This is a genomic window from Coriobacteriaceae bacterium, assembly GCA_025757745.1.
In the GTDB taxonomy this organism is placed as follows: domain Bacteria; phylum Actinomycetota; class Coriobacteriia; order Coriobacteriales; family Coriobacteriaceae; genus Collinsella.
In genome coordinates this window covers 1,154,911-1,170,939 of the sequence record CP107217.1, presented here as the reverse complement: position 1 = coordinate 1,170,939, position 16,029 = coordinate 1,154,911, and the positions used below count along the sequence as shown (strand labels likewise).

The 16,029-nt window shown below is 59.3% G+C and carries 13 protein-coding genes; 1 reads left to right on the top strand and 12 read right to left on the bottom strand.

The window, feature by feature from the left end:
* Position 1: 1 nt before the first annotated feature.
* A complete protein-coding gene (gene alaS, locus OGM60_04950; protein UYI98261.1) occupies positions 2-2,659 on the bottom strand; it encodes an alanine--tRNA ligase in 2,658 nt (885 codons plus the stop codon).
* Positions 2,660-2,852: 193 nt separating this feature from the next.
* Here alaS and OGM60_04945 point away from each other — a divergent pair, with 193 nt between their 5' ends.
* Positions 2,853-3,092, top strand: a complete 240-nt coding sequence (locus OGM60_04945; GenBank protein UYI98260.1) for a hypothetical protein — start codon at positions 2,853-2,855, stop codon at positions 3,090-3,092.
* A gap of 6 nt (positions 3,093-3,098) precedes the next feature.
* Here OGM60_04945 and OGM60_04940 read toward each other — a convergent pair whose 3' ends face one another.
* The 11 genes from OGM60_04940 to ileS all read right to left on the bottom strand — a co-directional run bounded on the left by OGM60_04940 (position 3,099) and on the right by ileS (position 15,603).
* On the bottom strand, positions 3,099-4,508 hold the full coding sequence (locus OGM60_04940) for an AI-2E family transporter (GenBank protein ID UYI98259.1): 1,410 nt from the start codon (positions 4,506-4,508) through the stop codon (positions 3,099-3,101).
* On the bottom strand, positions 4,505-5,296 hold the full coding sequence (locus OGM60_04935) for an RNA polymerase sigma factor SigF (GenBank protein UYI98258.1): 792 nt from the start codon (positions 5,294-5,296) through the stop codon (positions 4,505-4,507). The genes OGM60_04940 and OGM60_04935 overlap by 4 nt, the downstream gene beginning before the upstream one ends.
* Position 5,297: 1 nt before the next feature.
* Positions 5,298-5,675 carry an ATP-binding protein gene (locus OGM60_04930; GenBank protein UYI98257.1) on the bottom strand — a complete coding sequence of 126 codons (378 nt, stop codon included), beginning with the start codon at positions 5,673-5,675 and terminating at the stop codon, positions 5,298-5,300.
* Positions 5,668-6,258 (bottom strand): hypothetical protein, encoded by a 591-nt coding sequence (locus tag OGM60_04925; protein UYI98256.1) that lies wholly within the window; start codon positions 6,256-6,258, stop codon positions 5,668-5,670. Before OGM60_04925 ends, OGM60_04930 begins: the two co-directional genes overlap by 8 nt.
* A gap of 95 nt (positions 6,259-6,353) precedes the next feature.
* Positions 6,354-7,703, bottom strand: coding sequence for a replication-associated recombination protein A (locus OGM60_04920; GenBank protein ID UYI98255.1), 1,350 nt, complete (start codon positions 7,701-7,703; stop codon positions 6,354-6,356).
* Positions 7,704-7,763: 60 nt separating this feature from the next.
* On the bottom strand, positions 7,764-9,011 hold the full coding sequence (locus OGM60_04915; protein ID UYI98254.1) for an HD domain-containing protein: 1,248 nt from the start codon (positions 9,009-9,011) through the stop codon (positions 7,764-7,766).
* A 31-nt stretch (positions 9,012-9,042) separates the two neighbouring features.
* A complete protein-coding gene (locus tag OGM60_04910) occupies positions 9,043-9,465 on the bottom strand; it encodes a prepilin peptidase (GenBank protein UYJ00130.1) in 423 nt (140 codons plus the stop codon).
* Between the two features lie 81 nt (positions 9,466-9,546).
* Positions 9,547-10,842, bottom strand: a complete 1,296-nt coding sequence (locus tag OGM60_04905) for a glycosyltransferase family 2 protein (GenBank protein ID UYJ00129.1) — start codon at positions 10,840-10,842, stop codon at positions 9,547-9,549.
* An 82-nt stretch (positions 10,843-10,924) separates the two neighbouring features.
* Positions 10,925-11,938 (bottom strand): RluA family pseudouridine synthase, encoded by a 1,014-nt coding sequence (locus OGM60_04900; protein UYJ00128.1) that lies wholly within the window; start codon positions 11,936-11,938, stop codon positions 10,925-10,927.
* A complete protein-coding gene (lspA, locus tag OGM60_04895; GenBank protein ID UYJ00127.1) occupies positions 11,938-12,465 on the bottom strand; it encodes a signal peptidase II in 528 nt (175 codons plus the stop codon). The genes OGM60_04900 and lspA overlap by 1 nt, the downstream gene beginning before the upstream one ends.
* Positions 12,466-12,801: 336 nt before the next feature.
* Positions 12,802-15,603, bottom strand: coding sequence for an isoleucine--tRNA ligase (gene ileS / locus OGM60_04890; GenBank protein UYJ00126.1), 2,802 nt, complete (start codon positions 15,601-15,603; stop codon positions 12,802-12,804).
* Positions 15,604-16,029: the final 426 nt, after the last annotated feature.

The window sequence follows — 16,029 nt, the reverse complement described above, 5'->3', positions numbered from 1 at the left end:
CTTAGGCGCCGAGCGCGGTCTTGGCGGCCGCGAGGGCATCGGCGATACCCGCGGCGTTCTTACCGCCGGCCTGGGCCATGTTGGGACGGCCGCCACCGCGACCGTCGACCAGGCCCGCGATCTGCTTGATCACGTTGCCGGCATGGAAACCGGCCTTGACGGCGTCATCGGAGCCGGCGGCGAGCAGCGCTGGGGTGCCCTTCTCGGTCACGCTGGCGACGACGCAGGCGACGGGCCCGGCGACCTTCTGGTGCACGGTATCCCAGACGTTGCGCAGGTCGGCAGCCTCAAGGCCCTGCAGCTCAGCCACGACGAGCTTGTAGCCGTTCAGCTCGACAGCGCCGTCGATGGCGCTGGAGATCGCATCGGAGGAGCCACCGGTGAGCGCCTTCTTGAGCTTATTGGACGTCTCGCGCAGCTCGGCCTGCAGGTTCTCCACGCGGGCGGGAACCTCGTCGACGCGGCACTTGAGCGCAGCGGCGGCGGCGTCGACGAGCGCCAGACGGTCGGCCATGTAGTCGAGGGCGCCCTTAGAGGTCACAGCCTCGATACGGCGAACGTTGGAGCCCGTAGAGGACTCGGAAATGATCTTGAACAGACCGATCTCGGCGGTGTTGGCAGCATGCGTACCACCGCAGAACTCGCGAGAGAACGGCTGGTCCTCGGCACCCACGGAAACGACGCGGACGACGTCACCGTACTTCTCGCCAAAGAGGGCGACAGCACCGGCGGCCTTGGCCTCATCGATGCCCATAACGCAGGTCACGACCGGCTTGGATGCGAAGATCTGCTGGTTGACCAGGTCCTCGACAGCTTTGAGCTGCTCGGAGGACAGGGCCTCGAAGTGCGTGAAGTCAAAGCGCAGGTGCTCGGGCGTCACCAGCGAGCCGGCCTGGGAGACATGCTCGCCCAGAACGTGCTTAAGCGCGGCGTCGAGCAGGTGGGTAGCGGTGTGGTTGCGGCGCAGGAAGCCACGGCGCTCGGCGTCGAGCGTGGCGATCACGGAAGCGCCAACGGTCAGCGTGCCCTCGGCGACGTAGGCGACGTGGGCATACAGGCCGTTGTGGTTCTTGGTATCGGAAACGGTCAGTGCAACGCCCTCGGCGGAAAGCTCGCCGGCGTCGCCCTGCTGGCCGCCCATCTCGGCGTAGAACGGGGTGCGGTCGAGCACAACCTCGACATCCTCGCCCGCGGCAGCGGACTCGACGGACTCGCCGTTGAGAACGATGGCGACAACCTTGGCGCCCTCGATCACATCGTTGTCATAGCCATCGAACTCGGTCGCAGCGATCTTGTCGGAAAGCTCGACCCACACGTCGTTGAAGCTGCCCCAGGCGTCGCCCTTGGCGTTGGCGCGAGCGCGGGCCTTCTGGTCCTCCATGCAGGCGGTGAAGCCGTCCATGTCGACGTCATGGCCAGCGGTGCCGGCGATCTCGACGGTCAGGTCGATGGGGAAACCAAAGGTGTCGTGCAGCTTAAAGGCGACATCGCCCGGGAGCACAGCGCCCTCGGCGAGCGCGGACAGGGCCTCGTCCAGGTAGACGCGGCCGTTGTCGAGCGTCGTGGAGAAGCGCTCCTCCTCGGAGGCGACAATACCCTTGACGAGCGCGACGTTCTTAAGCAGCTCGGGATAGGCCTCGCCCATCTGGGCGTTGACCTCGTCGATGAACTTGGTCAGGAAGGCGCCCTCGATGCCCAGCAGGCGACCGTGGAACACGGCGCGACGGAGCAGACGGCGAAGGACGTACTCGCGACCCTCGTTGCCGGGAAGGATGCCGTCAGAGATCATAAAGTCGACGGCACGGGAGTGGTCGGCGATGATGCGCAGGGAGCGGCTGGCGCCGGAGTAATCGTCGGCGTCATAGGTCTTGCCGCTGATCTTCTCGCCCAGCTTGATGAGATGCTGCATCAGATCGCCGTCGTAATTAGCGGTCTTGTGCTGCATGATGGCGGCCATGCGCTCCAGGCCCATGCCCGTATCGAGGTTACGGTGCGGCAGCTCCGGCATGGAGCCGTCCTCCTGGCGGTCGTACTGGGTAAACACGAGGTTCCAGAACTCCAGGAAGCGGTCGCAGTCGCAGCCGGGCTTGCAGTCGGGGCTGCCGCAGCCGACCTCCTCGCCCATGTCAAAGTAGATCTCGGAGCAGGGGCCGCAGGGGCCGGTAGGGCCGGCGGCCCAGAAGTTGTCGTCCTCGCCCAGGCGGGAGATGTGGTCCTCGGCAACGCCCAGAGAACGCCACACGTCGTGGGTCTCGTCGTCCTCGGTAAAGACGGTAAAGTACAGGCGATCGAGCGGCAGCTTGAACTCCTTGGTGATGAGCTCGAAGGCCCAAGCGCAAGCCTGCTGCTTGGAGACGCCGCCAAAGGAGAAGTCACCGAGCATCTCGAAGAACGACAGGTGACGGCCGTCCTCGCCGATGCAGTCGATGTCGTTGGTGCGGACACACTTCTGGCAGGAGATCGCGCCGATCTCCTTCATGGTCTTCTTGCCCTGGTAGTACTCCTTAAACTGGTTCATGCCGGCGTTGGCAAGCAGCAGCGAGGGGTCGTCGGGAACAAGGGACGAAGAAGGATAGAGCTTAAGACCGCGCTCCTCAAAGAAGTTGAGGAACTTGGAGCGGATCTCGGCCGTAGTCATTGACGGGTAGTCAGCACTCATAGAGGGAATCTCCTCGATTTCACATCGAAACAGTTCTAACGTAACGATATTACCATCCAACCGCCCCCGTGCAAAAAAGAGGGTCGCCAAACAGCGACCCTCCAGCGAAAGTGCACGTTATTTAGGACTGAACGGTCCTTTGAAACAGGCTGCTGTAGAATTACATATAAGAGTCACCTGGAAGGAGCGATCGATGAAAAGCAAACGATTTTTCCTGAATGCACTTCTGGTAGTAGCACTTTTAGCGCTTTTGGCCTTCTTCTGCTGGTACGCAAGCCAACCAGCATTTGGCTACGCATTGTATGCAGTAATGTCCGGCGATAAGGCTTATTACACTCTACGCGCAATTGACGTTCTTTTTTTCTATGTAGCCGGCCCCTTATCAGTCGCTTTGCTCGTGTTTCTTGTCATTTACAACTTCAAGAAACGTTAATAGGACTTATTTAGAATCCGAATCGTCCATAGAGCCGTCGATGCCGGTTTTGGTATCGTCCATGCTGGAATCGTCGTCCTTGGCGAAGGGGTTCTTGAAGAAACCCGTCGCATCGGGCTGCAGGCCCGAGAGCTTAATCCAGGGATTCTCGAGCTCGGGCTTGGGCATGGCCTGGGCCTCGGGCGCAGTCTCGTTGCCGATGAGCTCGGACTCGTAAATGAATGTATCGTCTCCAAGCGCGTCATAGGCGGCGACCGGGTTACCCTCGGTATCGCGATACGGCGTGCCCTTAAACACGGCGCCATCGTATGCCACGAGCTGGCGGCCGGTCTCGTTCTCAAAGTAGTAGACGAAAATGCCCTTGAGGGCCGCGCATAGCGGAATAGCGATGACCATGCCGATGGGACCCATGAGTGCCGAACCAATAACGAGCGCCGTCAGGCTCATGACGGGATGCACCTGCACCGAACTCTGCATGACCTTGGGGGAAATGACGTTATCGGTGACGTTTTGAGCCACCATGGTCACAACGAGCGTCCACAACGCAAGCATGGGGCTGAACATAAAGCCGAGCACCGTGGCGATCGCCGCGCTTACCCAGGGGCCAACAACCGGGACCAAATGCATGATGCCGGTAAAAATGGCCATGAGCGCCGCGTAGGGATGGCCGATGAGCGTAAAGCCGATAAAGGCGAGGATGCCACCGCAGATGGACGTCACGACCATGCCGCGCATATAACCGCCGACCGAGCGCGAAAGAATCGCGACCATAAAGCGGTACGAGGTCTCCTTTTCCTGGCCAATGATGGTGCAGACCTCGTGGTGCATGCGGGGGTAATCGCAGGCCAACCAATAGGCAAGCACCAAACCCAGGAAGATGACGAACAGCTGCGAGGCCGTGTTGGTAATGAGCGGGAACACACCGCGACCGAGTTCGGCAGCGATTTGCGAGACGTACTTGGACGCCACAGTAACCAGCGAGGACAGATTATCGTCCAAATACTCCTTGAGCGGCGTGTTGTTGAGCGTCTTGGCGTGCGAAATCATCTCGTTGAGATCGCCACCCGCAACGCGAAGCTGCTCAGGCAGACGGCTCAGGACTTCCATAATCTGACCGAGCAAAATAGGCGACAGGATACAGACGACACCAACGAGCGCCGCGACGACGACGATAAGCGCGATAAGCGAACCAATGCCACGGTTGACGCCGTGATGCTCGAGCCAGTTGGTGATCGGCGACATCACAAAAGCGATGATGGAACCGACAGCGAGAAACTCGATAACCGGCGCCAGGATACCCATAAGGTTAAAGATGACGGCGGCGATGACAATGCAGCCGACGACAGCCCAAATGCGAAGCGTCAGAATACGGGTATCGCGCAGCGTGCGGTCGGTTTGTTGGGGGTGCTCACTCATGAACGAACCATCACTCCGTCGGGGTCAATCTTATCTTGAATCTTCTTAAGGGTACGGCGCAGCAGGCGCGAGACCTGCACCTGCGAGATTCCCAGCTTCTTTGCGATCTCGATCTGGGTCATGCCCTTCACAAAACGCAGCTCGATAACCTCGCGCTCGCGCGGCGAGAAATCACGGATGGCTTCCTCGATCACCAGGCGGTCATCGGTAAAATCGAGCTCGTTGTCGCCATCGGCATAGCGGTCGAGAATCGAGGGGGCATCATCGGAATCGGACGCGCCAGGAGCCTCGATGGGCACCGAGGTATAGGCCGAAGACGATTCCATGGCCTCCAGCACCTCGTCGACGGTCACACCCAGGTACTCAGCGATTTCTTCAACCTTAGGCGAGCGCTGCAGCTCGTTAGTGAGCTTGTCGGTAGCTTGGTTAACCTTGGCAGAAAGCTCCTGCAAACGGCGCGGCACGCGCACGCTCCAGCCCTTATCACGGAAGTGACGCTTAATCTCGCCCAGGATGGTAGGCGTGGCAAACGTCGTGAACTCGAGTCCGCGCTCGGGATCAAAGCGGTCGATAGCCTTGAGCAAACCCAGATAGCCGACCTGCATGAGGTCGTCGAGCGGCTCGCCGCGGTTCTTAAATTTGTTGGCAAGAAACCTTACCAGGTTCATATGGGACATGACGAGCTGCTCACGTGCGTCCGGATCACCGGTCTCTTTGTAGCGACGAAACAGCTCGCGGGTTTTCTCCTTGTCCCAAGCGGTCTTACCGCTCCGGGAACGTTCGGTCATATTAGATATCCGCCTTGAGGTCGAGGGAAAGCGTCAGGGGCGCCGCAGTCTTTTCGTAGGAATCGCACACGCTCGCCAGAATGAGCTCGGCATACACGGCAGCCTGGTCATCCTCATCGACAGTCGCCTGATCGCCAAAGGTAAAGGTCATGCCCACATGCGATTCGTCGACGTCGAATTTGATCAAAATGTCATCGGAATCAACGGCCGTGCAGCCAAAGATAAAGGCTTCCTCGGCAGCCATACGAATGTCCTCGATGCGATCGACGGACATGGAGCACAGCGCACCAACGTTGGCGGCCGTCATACGTACGAGGCGTGCCAGACGCGGATCCCCGGCAACAGTCAGCGTGATGGGGCAAGTTGCTTCGCTACTCATCGCAGGACTCCTCGGAGGTCTCGGCGGGCGTGTAGGTGTAATACTGGGCTGCTTTAGCAGCAGGCTTCTGTGCATCATCGTCACCAGCAGCGGCATCGTCCCCGGCTTCGTCAATCAGGACACGCTCGGTCGGCTGCTCGGCTTCGGCGGCAGCGGAAAGCGTGCGCTCGGCGTCGGCCGCGGGAGCCTTCACCTTGTTAAAGAGTTTCTGCACGGCACCAGCAGCAGAATCAGTCACGCTCGATACGGCATTGCTGGCCTCGGCCACGCTGCCCGTAACCTCGGAAATGTCGCGAACCACAGCTTCGACCTCTACGAGATTGGAGGTAAGGGCGTCGACGGCGGTCTTGCTCGACTTGAGGAGCGGCTCAACCTGAGCCAACGCGGGGGTGAGCTCATCGACAGCGCCATCGAGCTTTGCTACCACCGGCTGTGCCTCGGCGATGGTGTTGTTAAGGTCGCTCACGGTCTTATCGAGCGAATCAACGACGGTGCGGGTCTTTCGCAGCGTGAGCGCGAGCTCGATAACAGCCCACACACCGGCAACGGCGAGCAGCAGCAGGGCGATTTGAATGGGACTCATACAAGCCTCCCGAAGGAATCGAAATACAGACGCTGTTCATGGTACCCCAAAGAAGGGGAAAGATACCCAAAGGGAATGTGCGAGGTCCCAAGGACCTACTTGGGCGCTCTGCCGCTACGGTCGCGCTCGCTTTGCTCTACGCGCCACTCTTCCCAGCCACGGCCCGCAGGCTGCCAAAACGCACCGCGCTCCAGCCCCTCGGGCAAATAACGCTGATCGACCCAGCCTTCGGGATAATCATGCGGATACTTATACACACCGTATTCGTCGCTGCCCGGGCGATGACGATCGCGCAGATAACTCGGCACCTCGCGGAGCCCACTTGAATGAATATCGGCCAACGCCGCATCGATCGAAGCCTCGCACGCGTTCGATTTAGGCGCCAAGCACACATAGAGAGCAGCCTGAGCCAGATTAATACGGCACTCGGGATAGCCAATGACCTCGGCAGACTTAAACGCGGCATGTGCCACCAAAAGCGCCTGTGGGTCGGCGTTGCCAACATCCTCAGAAGCCTGAATCATAATACGACGAGCGATAAACTTAGGATCCTCCCCCGCGTCAATCATGCGCGCGAGCCAATAAATCGTGGCATCGGGGTCGCTACCGCGCATAGACTTAATAAACGCACTGATGATGTCGTAGTGCATGTCACCGTTTTTGTCGTACGAAAAGCCACGGCGCGGATTGGCAATCTTCACGTCGTCAACAGTGATGGGATAGCGCTCCCCCGCCGCCGGCGCGGGCGTTCCCTCGGTATCGGGGCGCGTGACGGCAATCTCGCTCGCAAGCTCAAGCGTCGTGAGCGCCGATCGAGCGTCACCCGCTGCCAGTGTGCAAATGGTCTTAACCGTATCCTCATCGGCCGAGAACTTACCGTTCAAACCCTGCGGCGCCTCGAGCGCACGCTCAATAAGCGTGGCGATATCCTCGTCTTTAAGATGCTCAAGTTCCACCACGCGACCGCGCGAGAGCAATGCCGAGTTGACCTCGAAGTACGGATTCTCCGTCGTGGCGCCAATCATAATGACGGTACGGTTCTCAACTGCATGCAGCAGGGCATCCTGCTGCGACTTGGAAAAGCGATGAATCTCATCGATAAAAAGAATGGTGCGGCGGTCGTACGTATTCAGGCGCGTCTTAGCCTCGTCGATCACGCGACGAAGATCCTTTACGGTGCCCGTCACAGCGCTGACCTCGACAAACTCGCTCTTAGTATGGTTGGCGATAATATGTGCCAGCGTCGTCTTGCCCGTACCGGCCGGCCCATACAAAATCACACTCGACAGCACGTCGTGCTCAATCGCGGCACGCAACCACGAACCCTTACCGACGGCCTTTTGCTGGCCCACATACTCGTCGAGCGAATTGGGCCGCATGCGCACCGCAAGCGGCGCATTCTGAAAGGAACGCTCGCGCGTCGAAGCAGAAAAAAGGTCGTCCATAGCCATCCCGTGCGTCAATCAAAAACGTTTTCCACCAACAGTATACCGAATAAATACGAACTACCGTTCGTTAATATAGGTACGGTGCGGAAACTTCAATCCCGGGAACAGCTTGCTCGTAAGCTCGCAGAAATAGCCGTCCGTCATGCTCGCGATGTAATCCACCACCGCTTGATCCTTGTCGTCCTGCCAGGCATAGGTGCGATCGTAGTAGAAAAGCTGCCGCTCAATGCGAGAAATGTGGTGCTTAAAGATATACGAAGACTCGTCGCCTTCGTTTATATCCTGCAGGCAACGGTCGTAGAGCTTTTCGAAGGCCTCGCGCAGCTCCGCTTCGGAGTCGCCTTCAATGCCGCCCTTGCTATAGATCTTCTCGTAGTTCTCGCGCTTGGCTCGGCGGATCTCCTCAAACAGGTCCTCGCTCATCTCGATGCGTGGCTTACCATAGCTGTGCTCGACGATATCGATGGAGGCATGCGTAAGGATCCAGCTGTTGTATGCCCCGCCCAGGTCATCGTCAAAGGCGTCGGGTGACAGCAGACCCGCCGAAATGGCGTCTTGGCGATCGCGCCCCACGTAGGCAAGGATATCCGAGATGCGAACCACGCAGCCCTCGAGCGTCATGGGGCGCAGGTGCTCAATTGCGCTGTAACCTGTGGCAATGCAATCCTCAACCGTAAGGTCGAACTGGTCAAAGGAGCTCATGTCCGAAAGCTCAAACACACGCTGTTCGTACTCACCGTTGTGGCATAGCACGCCGTCGAGCGTCTGGAGCGACACGTTGCGGCCGTACAGCGCGTCGAGCACGCGGACCGACTGCACGTTATGGAAAAAATAACGACCCGTGCGCTCGTGATAGATATCGTTGAGGAATCGCTCACCGGCATGGCCAAAGGGCGTGTGGCCCAAGTCGTGGCCTAAGCCAATCGCCTCGATCAGATCGCAGTTGAGCCCCAGGGCACGTCCGATATCGCGCGCGATGCGCGAAACAAGCTGCACGTGCAGGCCGCGACGCGACAGGTCGTCGTTGCTGCGAAAACTAAAGACCTGCGTTTTGCCTGCATAACGGGTGTATGCGGGCAGATGCAAAATCTTTTCGGTATCGCGCATAAATGCCGGACGCATGAGCGTGCCCACATCTGCGGCTCGATCGAAGCGTCGAATGACCTGGTCGTCACCACATCGATAGGGATTAACGACACCCGAGGCGCGGTCGGCGGCGATACGCCCGACCAACTCGGGCGACAACGCCGCGGGAATGCGATCCATACGCGCCTTAATGGCGGCTGTCTGTTGATTGGTTGCCATGGCATGCTCCTTAAAAAGGGCGCGCAAACGGTTACAGCGTACTACCCACGACCTCGATTATGGCAAATATCGGCACTAAAAACGGCAGCAATGGCAAGGAGCGTGATTTTATGATGAGACAGGCGGCGGCAAGGGCCAGGAGCGCAGCCGCAAACGCGACGATACCACCCAAGAGATCGAAGGTACAAAGGGCAAAGAGCGCCTTGGCGTCCCCCATACCAATGCCGGGAGCGTGGCGAACACGACGCCAAAGCGACTCAGTAAGCATAAGGGCAAGGTAGGCGATGGCAGCAAGACCGGCATGGTCAAGCGCCGTGTTAACGCCCTTGTCGAGCCAAACGCCTGCAAACGCCGCCACCGCACACGCGCCGGCAAGCTGATTGGGAAACCGTCGCTCGCGGGCATCAATCGCCGCGCCGGCAAAGATGCAAATCCAAAACGGAATATAGACCATCTAACACCTCCTTGGGCAGCAGCTCAAACGCAAAAACCACCACAAAAGTGCCTGTCCCCTTTGTGGTGGTTTTGATCGTGGTTATTTGGCGCCTTGCATGACCTCGTCGAGGGTAACGCTCACGGCGTGCTGCGTCGGCACCCAGTCGACCTTCAAGAACAGTGCTGCCACCGTAATGGGGATATAGCTGAACATAAAGATCGGGAAGGTAAACAGGTTGGTCACCAGACGCCACTTTTGCGCGCAGTGAATGTGCTTGTACTCAAAGATGGTCGTGAGCAGCGCCAGGATAAAGAACGTCTGATACATCATGGCGAAGGTCATAATGAGAGAAGCGGCGCACGCCTGCATCTCAACCTCGGTGGCCAGGAAGCCGTGCGAAAGACCGCCCACAATCAGGAACGTGGCATTGGCGAGCATCGAGATCAGCGATAGCAACATACCCGGGGCGATCGTCATAAACATGTCGTAGGCGGCAAAGCGATGGTAGCGAAAGGTCGATTTGACCAGGTGCTTTCCATACGTAAAGAACACCTGGTAGAAGCCCTTGGTCCAGCGCATACGCTGCTTCCAGGAAGCCTTAAACGTCACGGGCTGTTCGTCAAAGAACTCCGCCGGTGCATAGCCAATGCGAATGCCGTGAATGGCGCAGAACGTGGTGAACTGAATATCCTCGGTCAGCGTGTGGAACTGCCAGCCGTGCATGCCCTCGATAACACTGGCGGAGATGAGGTAGCCCGAACCCGAGACGGCGCAAGACGTCTTGCAGATGTTGCGCGCGTTGTTGAGAAAGCGCGCCTCGCGCAGGTACCACGTGGCATTAGCCGCCGAGATCCACGAGCTGCCGAAGTTCTTGGAATTGCGATAGCTCGTGACCACATGGAAGCCCTGGTCAAAGGCATCGTTCATCTTGGACACGTAATCGCGGGAGATGACGTTATCGGCATCGAAGATAAAGTAGCCTTCAAACGTATCGGGATACTCGTTAAGGATACGGTCGAAACCAAAGTCCATGACCCAGCTCTTACCCTTACGGGCCAGGTCGTTGCGCTCATAGACAATGGCGCCCGCCTCACGCGCAAGCTGTGCCGTGTTGTCGGTGCAGGCGTCGGCGACCACAAAGACCTCGATAAGCTCGGACGGATAATCCTGATCCTTGATGGAGCGAACGAGGTTGGCGATTACGGCCTCCTCGTTATGCGCCGCGATAAAGAAGGCATAACGATGCAGTTTATTGGCCTTAGGGGGCGCGACCTCGCCACGAAGAGCGCCAATGACAAAGAAGACCACCTGGTACAGAAAGCAGACCGTGAGCAGCGTGACGACAATCTGGTTGAAGATCACGATGGGTGTGTTGGTTTGTAAAAAGGCGAGCATGCGGGCTCCCAGCAACGCGTTACGTAAACAACCGTATATCTTACCGCAGGCTTACCGAGTTCAAGAAACCACCTAATACTGGCTAGGCTTCGAGCAGACCGAGCTGCGGGACAATTTCGTCACCGGCGGCAGTGCGGCCGAGCGAACGTGGAGCCAGATCATCCAGAACCGCCGCAAGGTCCCACGGCAGCTCGTCACGGCACTCGATACGCTCCCCCGTCACGGGATGGTCGAATGCCACGCGCCAAGAATGCAGGAACTGCCTGGTCAAGCCCTGATCGGCACGCGTATCGCACTTGCCGTAGAGCGGATCGCCCACGCAAGCATGGTTGATATGGCGCATATGCACGCGAATCTGATGCGTGCGGCCGGTAAACAGGTGGCACTCGACAAGCGTGTAGCCGTCGTCGAAACGCGTGGAATCAAAGCGCTCGAGCACCTTGAAGGTCGTGATGGCCTGGCGCGCAAAGGGGTCATCGGAAACCGCCATCTTCACGCGGTCGCGCGTCGATCGGGCGATACCGGTGTTGATAGTGCCCTCGTCCATGGCGATGTGACCGTGAACGAGCGTGATATAGCGACGGTCGAGCGTGCGCGTGCGGATAAGATTTTGAAGCGCGCGCTGGGTATCGTCGTCTTTTGCCGCGAGCATAAGGCCCGAGGTATCGCGATCCAGGCGATGCACGATGCCGGGGCGATCCTCACCCTGCACGGTACCCAGATGATCGATGCCGCAGTGGTAAACCAGAGCGTTCGCAAGGGTGCCGCTCTCGTGGCCGTGGGCGGGATGGCACACCAGGCCGCGCTGTTTGGAGAGCACGATGAGGTAGTCGTCCTCGTAACGAATGTCGAGCGGGATGGCCTCGGGAATCACATCGGTGGGATCATGCGGCTCGGGCAGGTCGACCGAGATGCGGTCACCGGAGCGCACAGCATACTTTTTTGATAGGCAGGTCTCGCCGTTGACGGCAACGGCACCGCCCTCGATCAGATGTGCGCAGGCAGAGCGCGTGGGACAGCCATCGTTGGCGCCCAGATAGACGTCGAGACGCTGACCAGCGGAATCGTCGGCAACGAGAATATGGATGTCGGCCATTAGCGCTCATTCCTTTCGCGAATCTTGCGGGCACGCTCCCCACGCTGCTTGGCTTTGCGTTTGGCGCGGGCCTCGTCACGGGCGTTGAGCTCGGCGGTCGCATCGACCTCGCGAGCGGCAGGACTCAAGAACATGTAACCGATAAGCGCCAACACAACACCGACCGTAATGCCGATATCGGCCACGTTAAAGACAGGAAAGTCGATGAACGTGGTGGCAATGAAATCGGTCACGAAGCCAAAGGCGAGGCGGTCGATCGCGTTACCGATGGCGCCGCCCGCAACCATAGCCATGCCTACAACCTCAAGATGGGCGAGCTGGGGCGCACGAACGAGGTACACGGCAATAGCGATAATGACCGCCAACGCCAGCACGGCAAACGCGATGCCATGCCCCTCACCCATACTAAAGGCAGCTCCGATATTGCGGACAAACAGAAAATCGATCACACCGGGGATAACGGTCATATGCAGGGCATCGCCCACGGAACGAACCGCAAGCTTGGTCAGCTGGTCAACAAGCAACACAACGAGCGCTACCCCACCAGCAACACCTAGCCGCCAACGCAAAGGCGGCGTCATATCCCCAGTACGACCCAAATCAATCCCCAACCCTCAGATAATCGAATTCCGTTTAACGCAGTAGATAATCATACATTGACGCAAGCAAGAAGCGACAAATCTCCCAAGAACGGAAACACCGCAGGTAGAGCATAAATGAGCGAGCGGGTCGCATTTGAGACAAGGTGACGTGAAATGAAAGGGCGCTGACCTTTCGGTCGCGCCCTTGAAATTGAACGTCAGATTGTCCAAATGCGGCCCGCACAGCGTCGGTAGGTTACGGCGTTCTACGAACGCCGTAACCTACAAAGCATCAGCGCAGCGCTTGCAAATATGCGCGTGGCCGTTGTACTCGCCGACGGTGGTGCGATAGTTCCAGCAACGGTCGCAGCACTCGCCCTCGGCAGCCTCAATAGCAACGGAAAGCTCCTCGCCCTGGGTCAGCTCAACATCGGAGACGATGTAGAACTCGGCCAGGTCGACGGCTTTGTCACCGGTCAGCAGCGCGTACATCTCGGCGGGAACGACCGCCTTGACGCGGACCTGCTGGCTCTTGGTGAAGGTGCCAGCGGAACGGGCATCCTCAAGGGCCTTGGTCACGGCGCTACGGAGCTCGAGCGAAGCCTCGAGCACGCCCTCAAACTCATTGGCCTCGTCGACCGTGATAGGCGACTTGTACCAATCAAGCAGCGCGGCGTACTTCTGGTGATCGACGCAGCCGGCGGGCGCATAGGCCATGGCCTCGTCGACCGTGTAGGACAGGATCGGCTGCAGGTCGCGCATGAGCATCGAGAAGAGCTCGGCGAGCACGGTCTGGGCGCTGCGGCGCTCGAGCGAGCCGGGCTTGTCGCAGTACAGACGGTCCTTCAGAGCGTCGAGGTACACGTTGGAAAGCTCGGTAACAACAAAGTCGTAGAGCGCACGGTAGGCGCGCGGGAACTCGTAGCAAGAGTAAGCGTCGTCGACCTCGGCCTGGACCTGGGTCAGACGAGCAACCATGAGCTTGTCGAGCGGCAGCAGGTCGGCAAAGGCGACGCCGTCAGTCTCGGGCTCAAACTGACCCTCAAGCTCGGAGAGCAGGAAGCGCAGCGTGTTGCGGAAACGACGGTAGGCATCGGACGTACGAGCGAGAATCTCGTGGTCGATGGAAACGTCTGAACTGGTGTCGACGGAGGCGACCCACAGACGGATGATGTCGGCGCCCATCTCGTCACAGACCTTGTTGGGGTCGATGACGTTGCCGAGCGACTTGGACATCTTACGGCCCTGGCCGTCGAGGGTGAAGCCCTGCGAGACGACCGCCTTGTACGGAGCGTGGCCGTTGGCGCCCACCGAGGTGAGCAGCGAGCTCTGGAACCAACCGCGGTGCTGGTCGGAACCCTCGAGGTACACGTCCGCCGGGTACTCAAGCTCGGGGCGATACTCGCAGACGGCCTTCCAAGACACGCCGGAGTCCCACCACACGTCGAGGATGTCCTTATCGGCCTTGAGGTGATGACCGCCGCACTTGGGGCAAACACAGGCCTCGCCCAGGTAGCTCTCGGGAGCGTCGGTGAACCAGGCGTCGGAGCCCTTCTCATGGAAGAGCTTGATGACGGCATCGAGTGTGGCGTCGTTCATGACCTTCTCGCCGCAGTCGGCGCAGGTGTAGCTGGGGATAGGCACGCCCCAGTTGCGCTGACGGCTGATGCACCAGTCGGGACGCTGCTCGACCATGGCACCGATGCGGTTGACCGCGTGGGCCGGATACCACTTGACGTTCTCGCGGACCTCTTTGCCAGCCTGCTCGCGCAAACCGGTCTTGTCCATCGAGACGAACCACTGGTCAGTAGCACGGAAGAGCACCGGGTGCTTGCAGCGCCAGCAGTGCGGATAGCTGTGCGTGATCTTTTTCTCGAGAACCAGGGTGCCGCGCTCGCGCAGGAACTCGATGATATGCGGGTTGGCCTCATCGGTATCCATGCCGCTGAAGGGACCACCGGTGCCAAACTCCTCGCCGGTGTAGAACTTGCCGTCGTCATCGACCGGCATGCAGATGTCGGTGATGCCCTCCTTGAGGCAGGCGAAGTAGTCGTCGACGCCGTGGCCAGGCGAGTTGTGGACGATACCGGTACCGTCGTCGACACCGACGTAATCGGCCAGCAGCGCCACGCCCTCAACACCGTCAAAGATCGGCTGCTTGTAGTGGATGTGGTGGAAGGTCTCAGCGGGAACCACATAGGGCTTGCCGGCGACCATAACCGGGGTGTACTCCCAGCCAAACTCCTCGCAGCACTTGGGAGCCAGGTCCTCGAGCATGACCTCGGCACGGCCATCGTGCTCAACGGCGACATAGGCGGCGCCGGGCTTAAGGGAAACGGCCTGGTCAGAGGGGATGGTCCACGGCGTGGTCGTCCAGATGATAAAGTCGACCGGGCCGTCGAAGTTCTCGAGGCCGTCGGGCTTGGAGGTCATCTCAAAGCGCACGAAGATGGAGGGGCTCGTCTCGTCGGAGTACTCGATCTCGGCCTCGGCCAGCGCGGTGTGGCAGTGCTTGCACCAGTGAACCGGCTTGTGACCGCGATAGATCATGCCCTTATCGAACATGGCCTTGAAGACCTCGATGTCGGCGGCATCATGCTGGTGATAGAGCGTCAGATAGGGGTTGTCCCAGTCGCCGAGCACGCCCAGACGACGGAAACCGGCCTTCTGAAGCTCGATGTTCTCGACAGCGAACTCGTTGCAGAGCTCACGGATCTTGGCCGTGGGGGTCTGGTTGAACTTCTCGGTGCCGAGCTTCTCCTCGACCTTATGCTCGATCGGCTGGCCGTGGCAGTCCCAACCGGGGACATAGGGAACCTCATAGCCCTGCATCATCCAGTAACGGTTGATCATGTCCTTGGAGATCTTGTTCATGGCGTGGCCGATGTGGATCGGACCGTTGGCGTACGGAGGGCCGTCGTGCAGCACGAACTTCTTGTGACCCTCGTTCTTCTTCAGAACCTGCTCGTAGACCTTGTTGTCCTGCCAGTCCTTGAGTCGCTTGGGCTCGGACTTGGAAAGACCGGCACGCATGGGAAAACCGGTCTTGGGCAGATTCATCGTCTGCTTGTACTCGTTTGCCACGGTACCCCTTTCATGTCGTGGGCGCGCACGCCCTCTGGGCACCAAAAAAGCGCCCGTCCCTGCAAGCTGGGACGAAGCGCCACAAAACGGGCTGTGCGCCCGCAAAAGCTCTTCGCTTAACCACCCAGCTTAGATGCCCTCGCCCGCGTATTCGCGCGCTCGCATCCGTTACTCGGCTGGCCTGTATCGACGACCATCTCGGCGATGTCTACTAAGACGTGCCTATGCGGCTCGTCCGTTGGGACCGCAGCTCCGGGGTGATTTTCATCGGTCGCATGCACGGGCTCTCAGCGCTCCCCGCTCTCTGTAGCATGCGGACGGCCGACTACTCGTCCCCATCAACGCTTATGCGGTGTATGCTAGCACGTTCCGCGCCGGCGAAAAACCCTCAACACTGGTTTTATACGTTCGAAATTTCTCGCTATT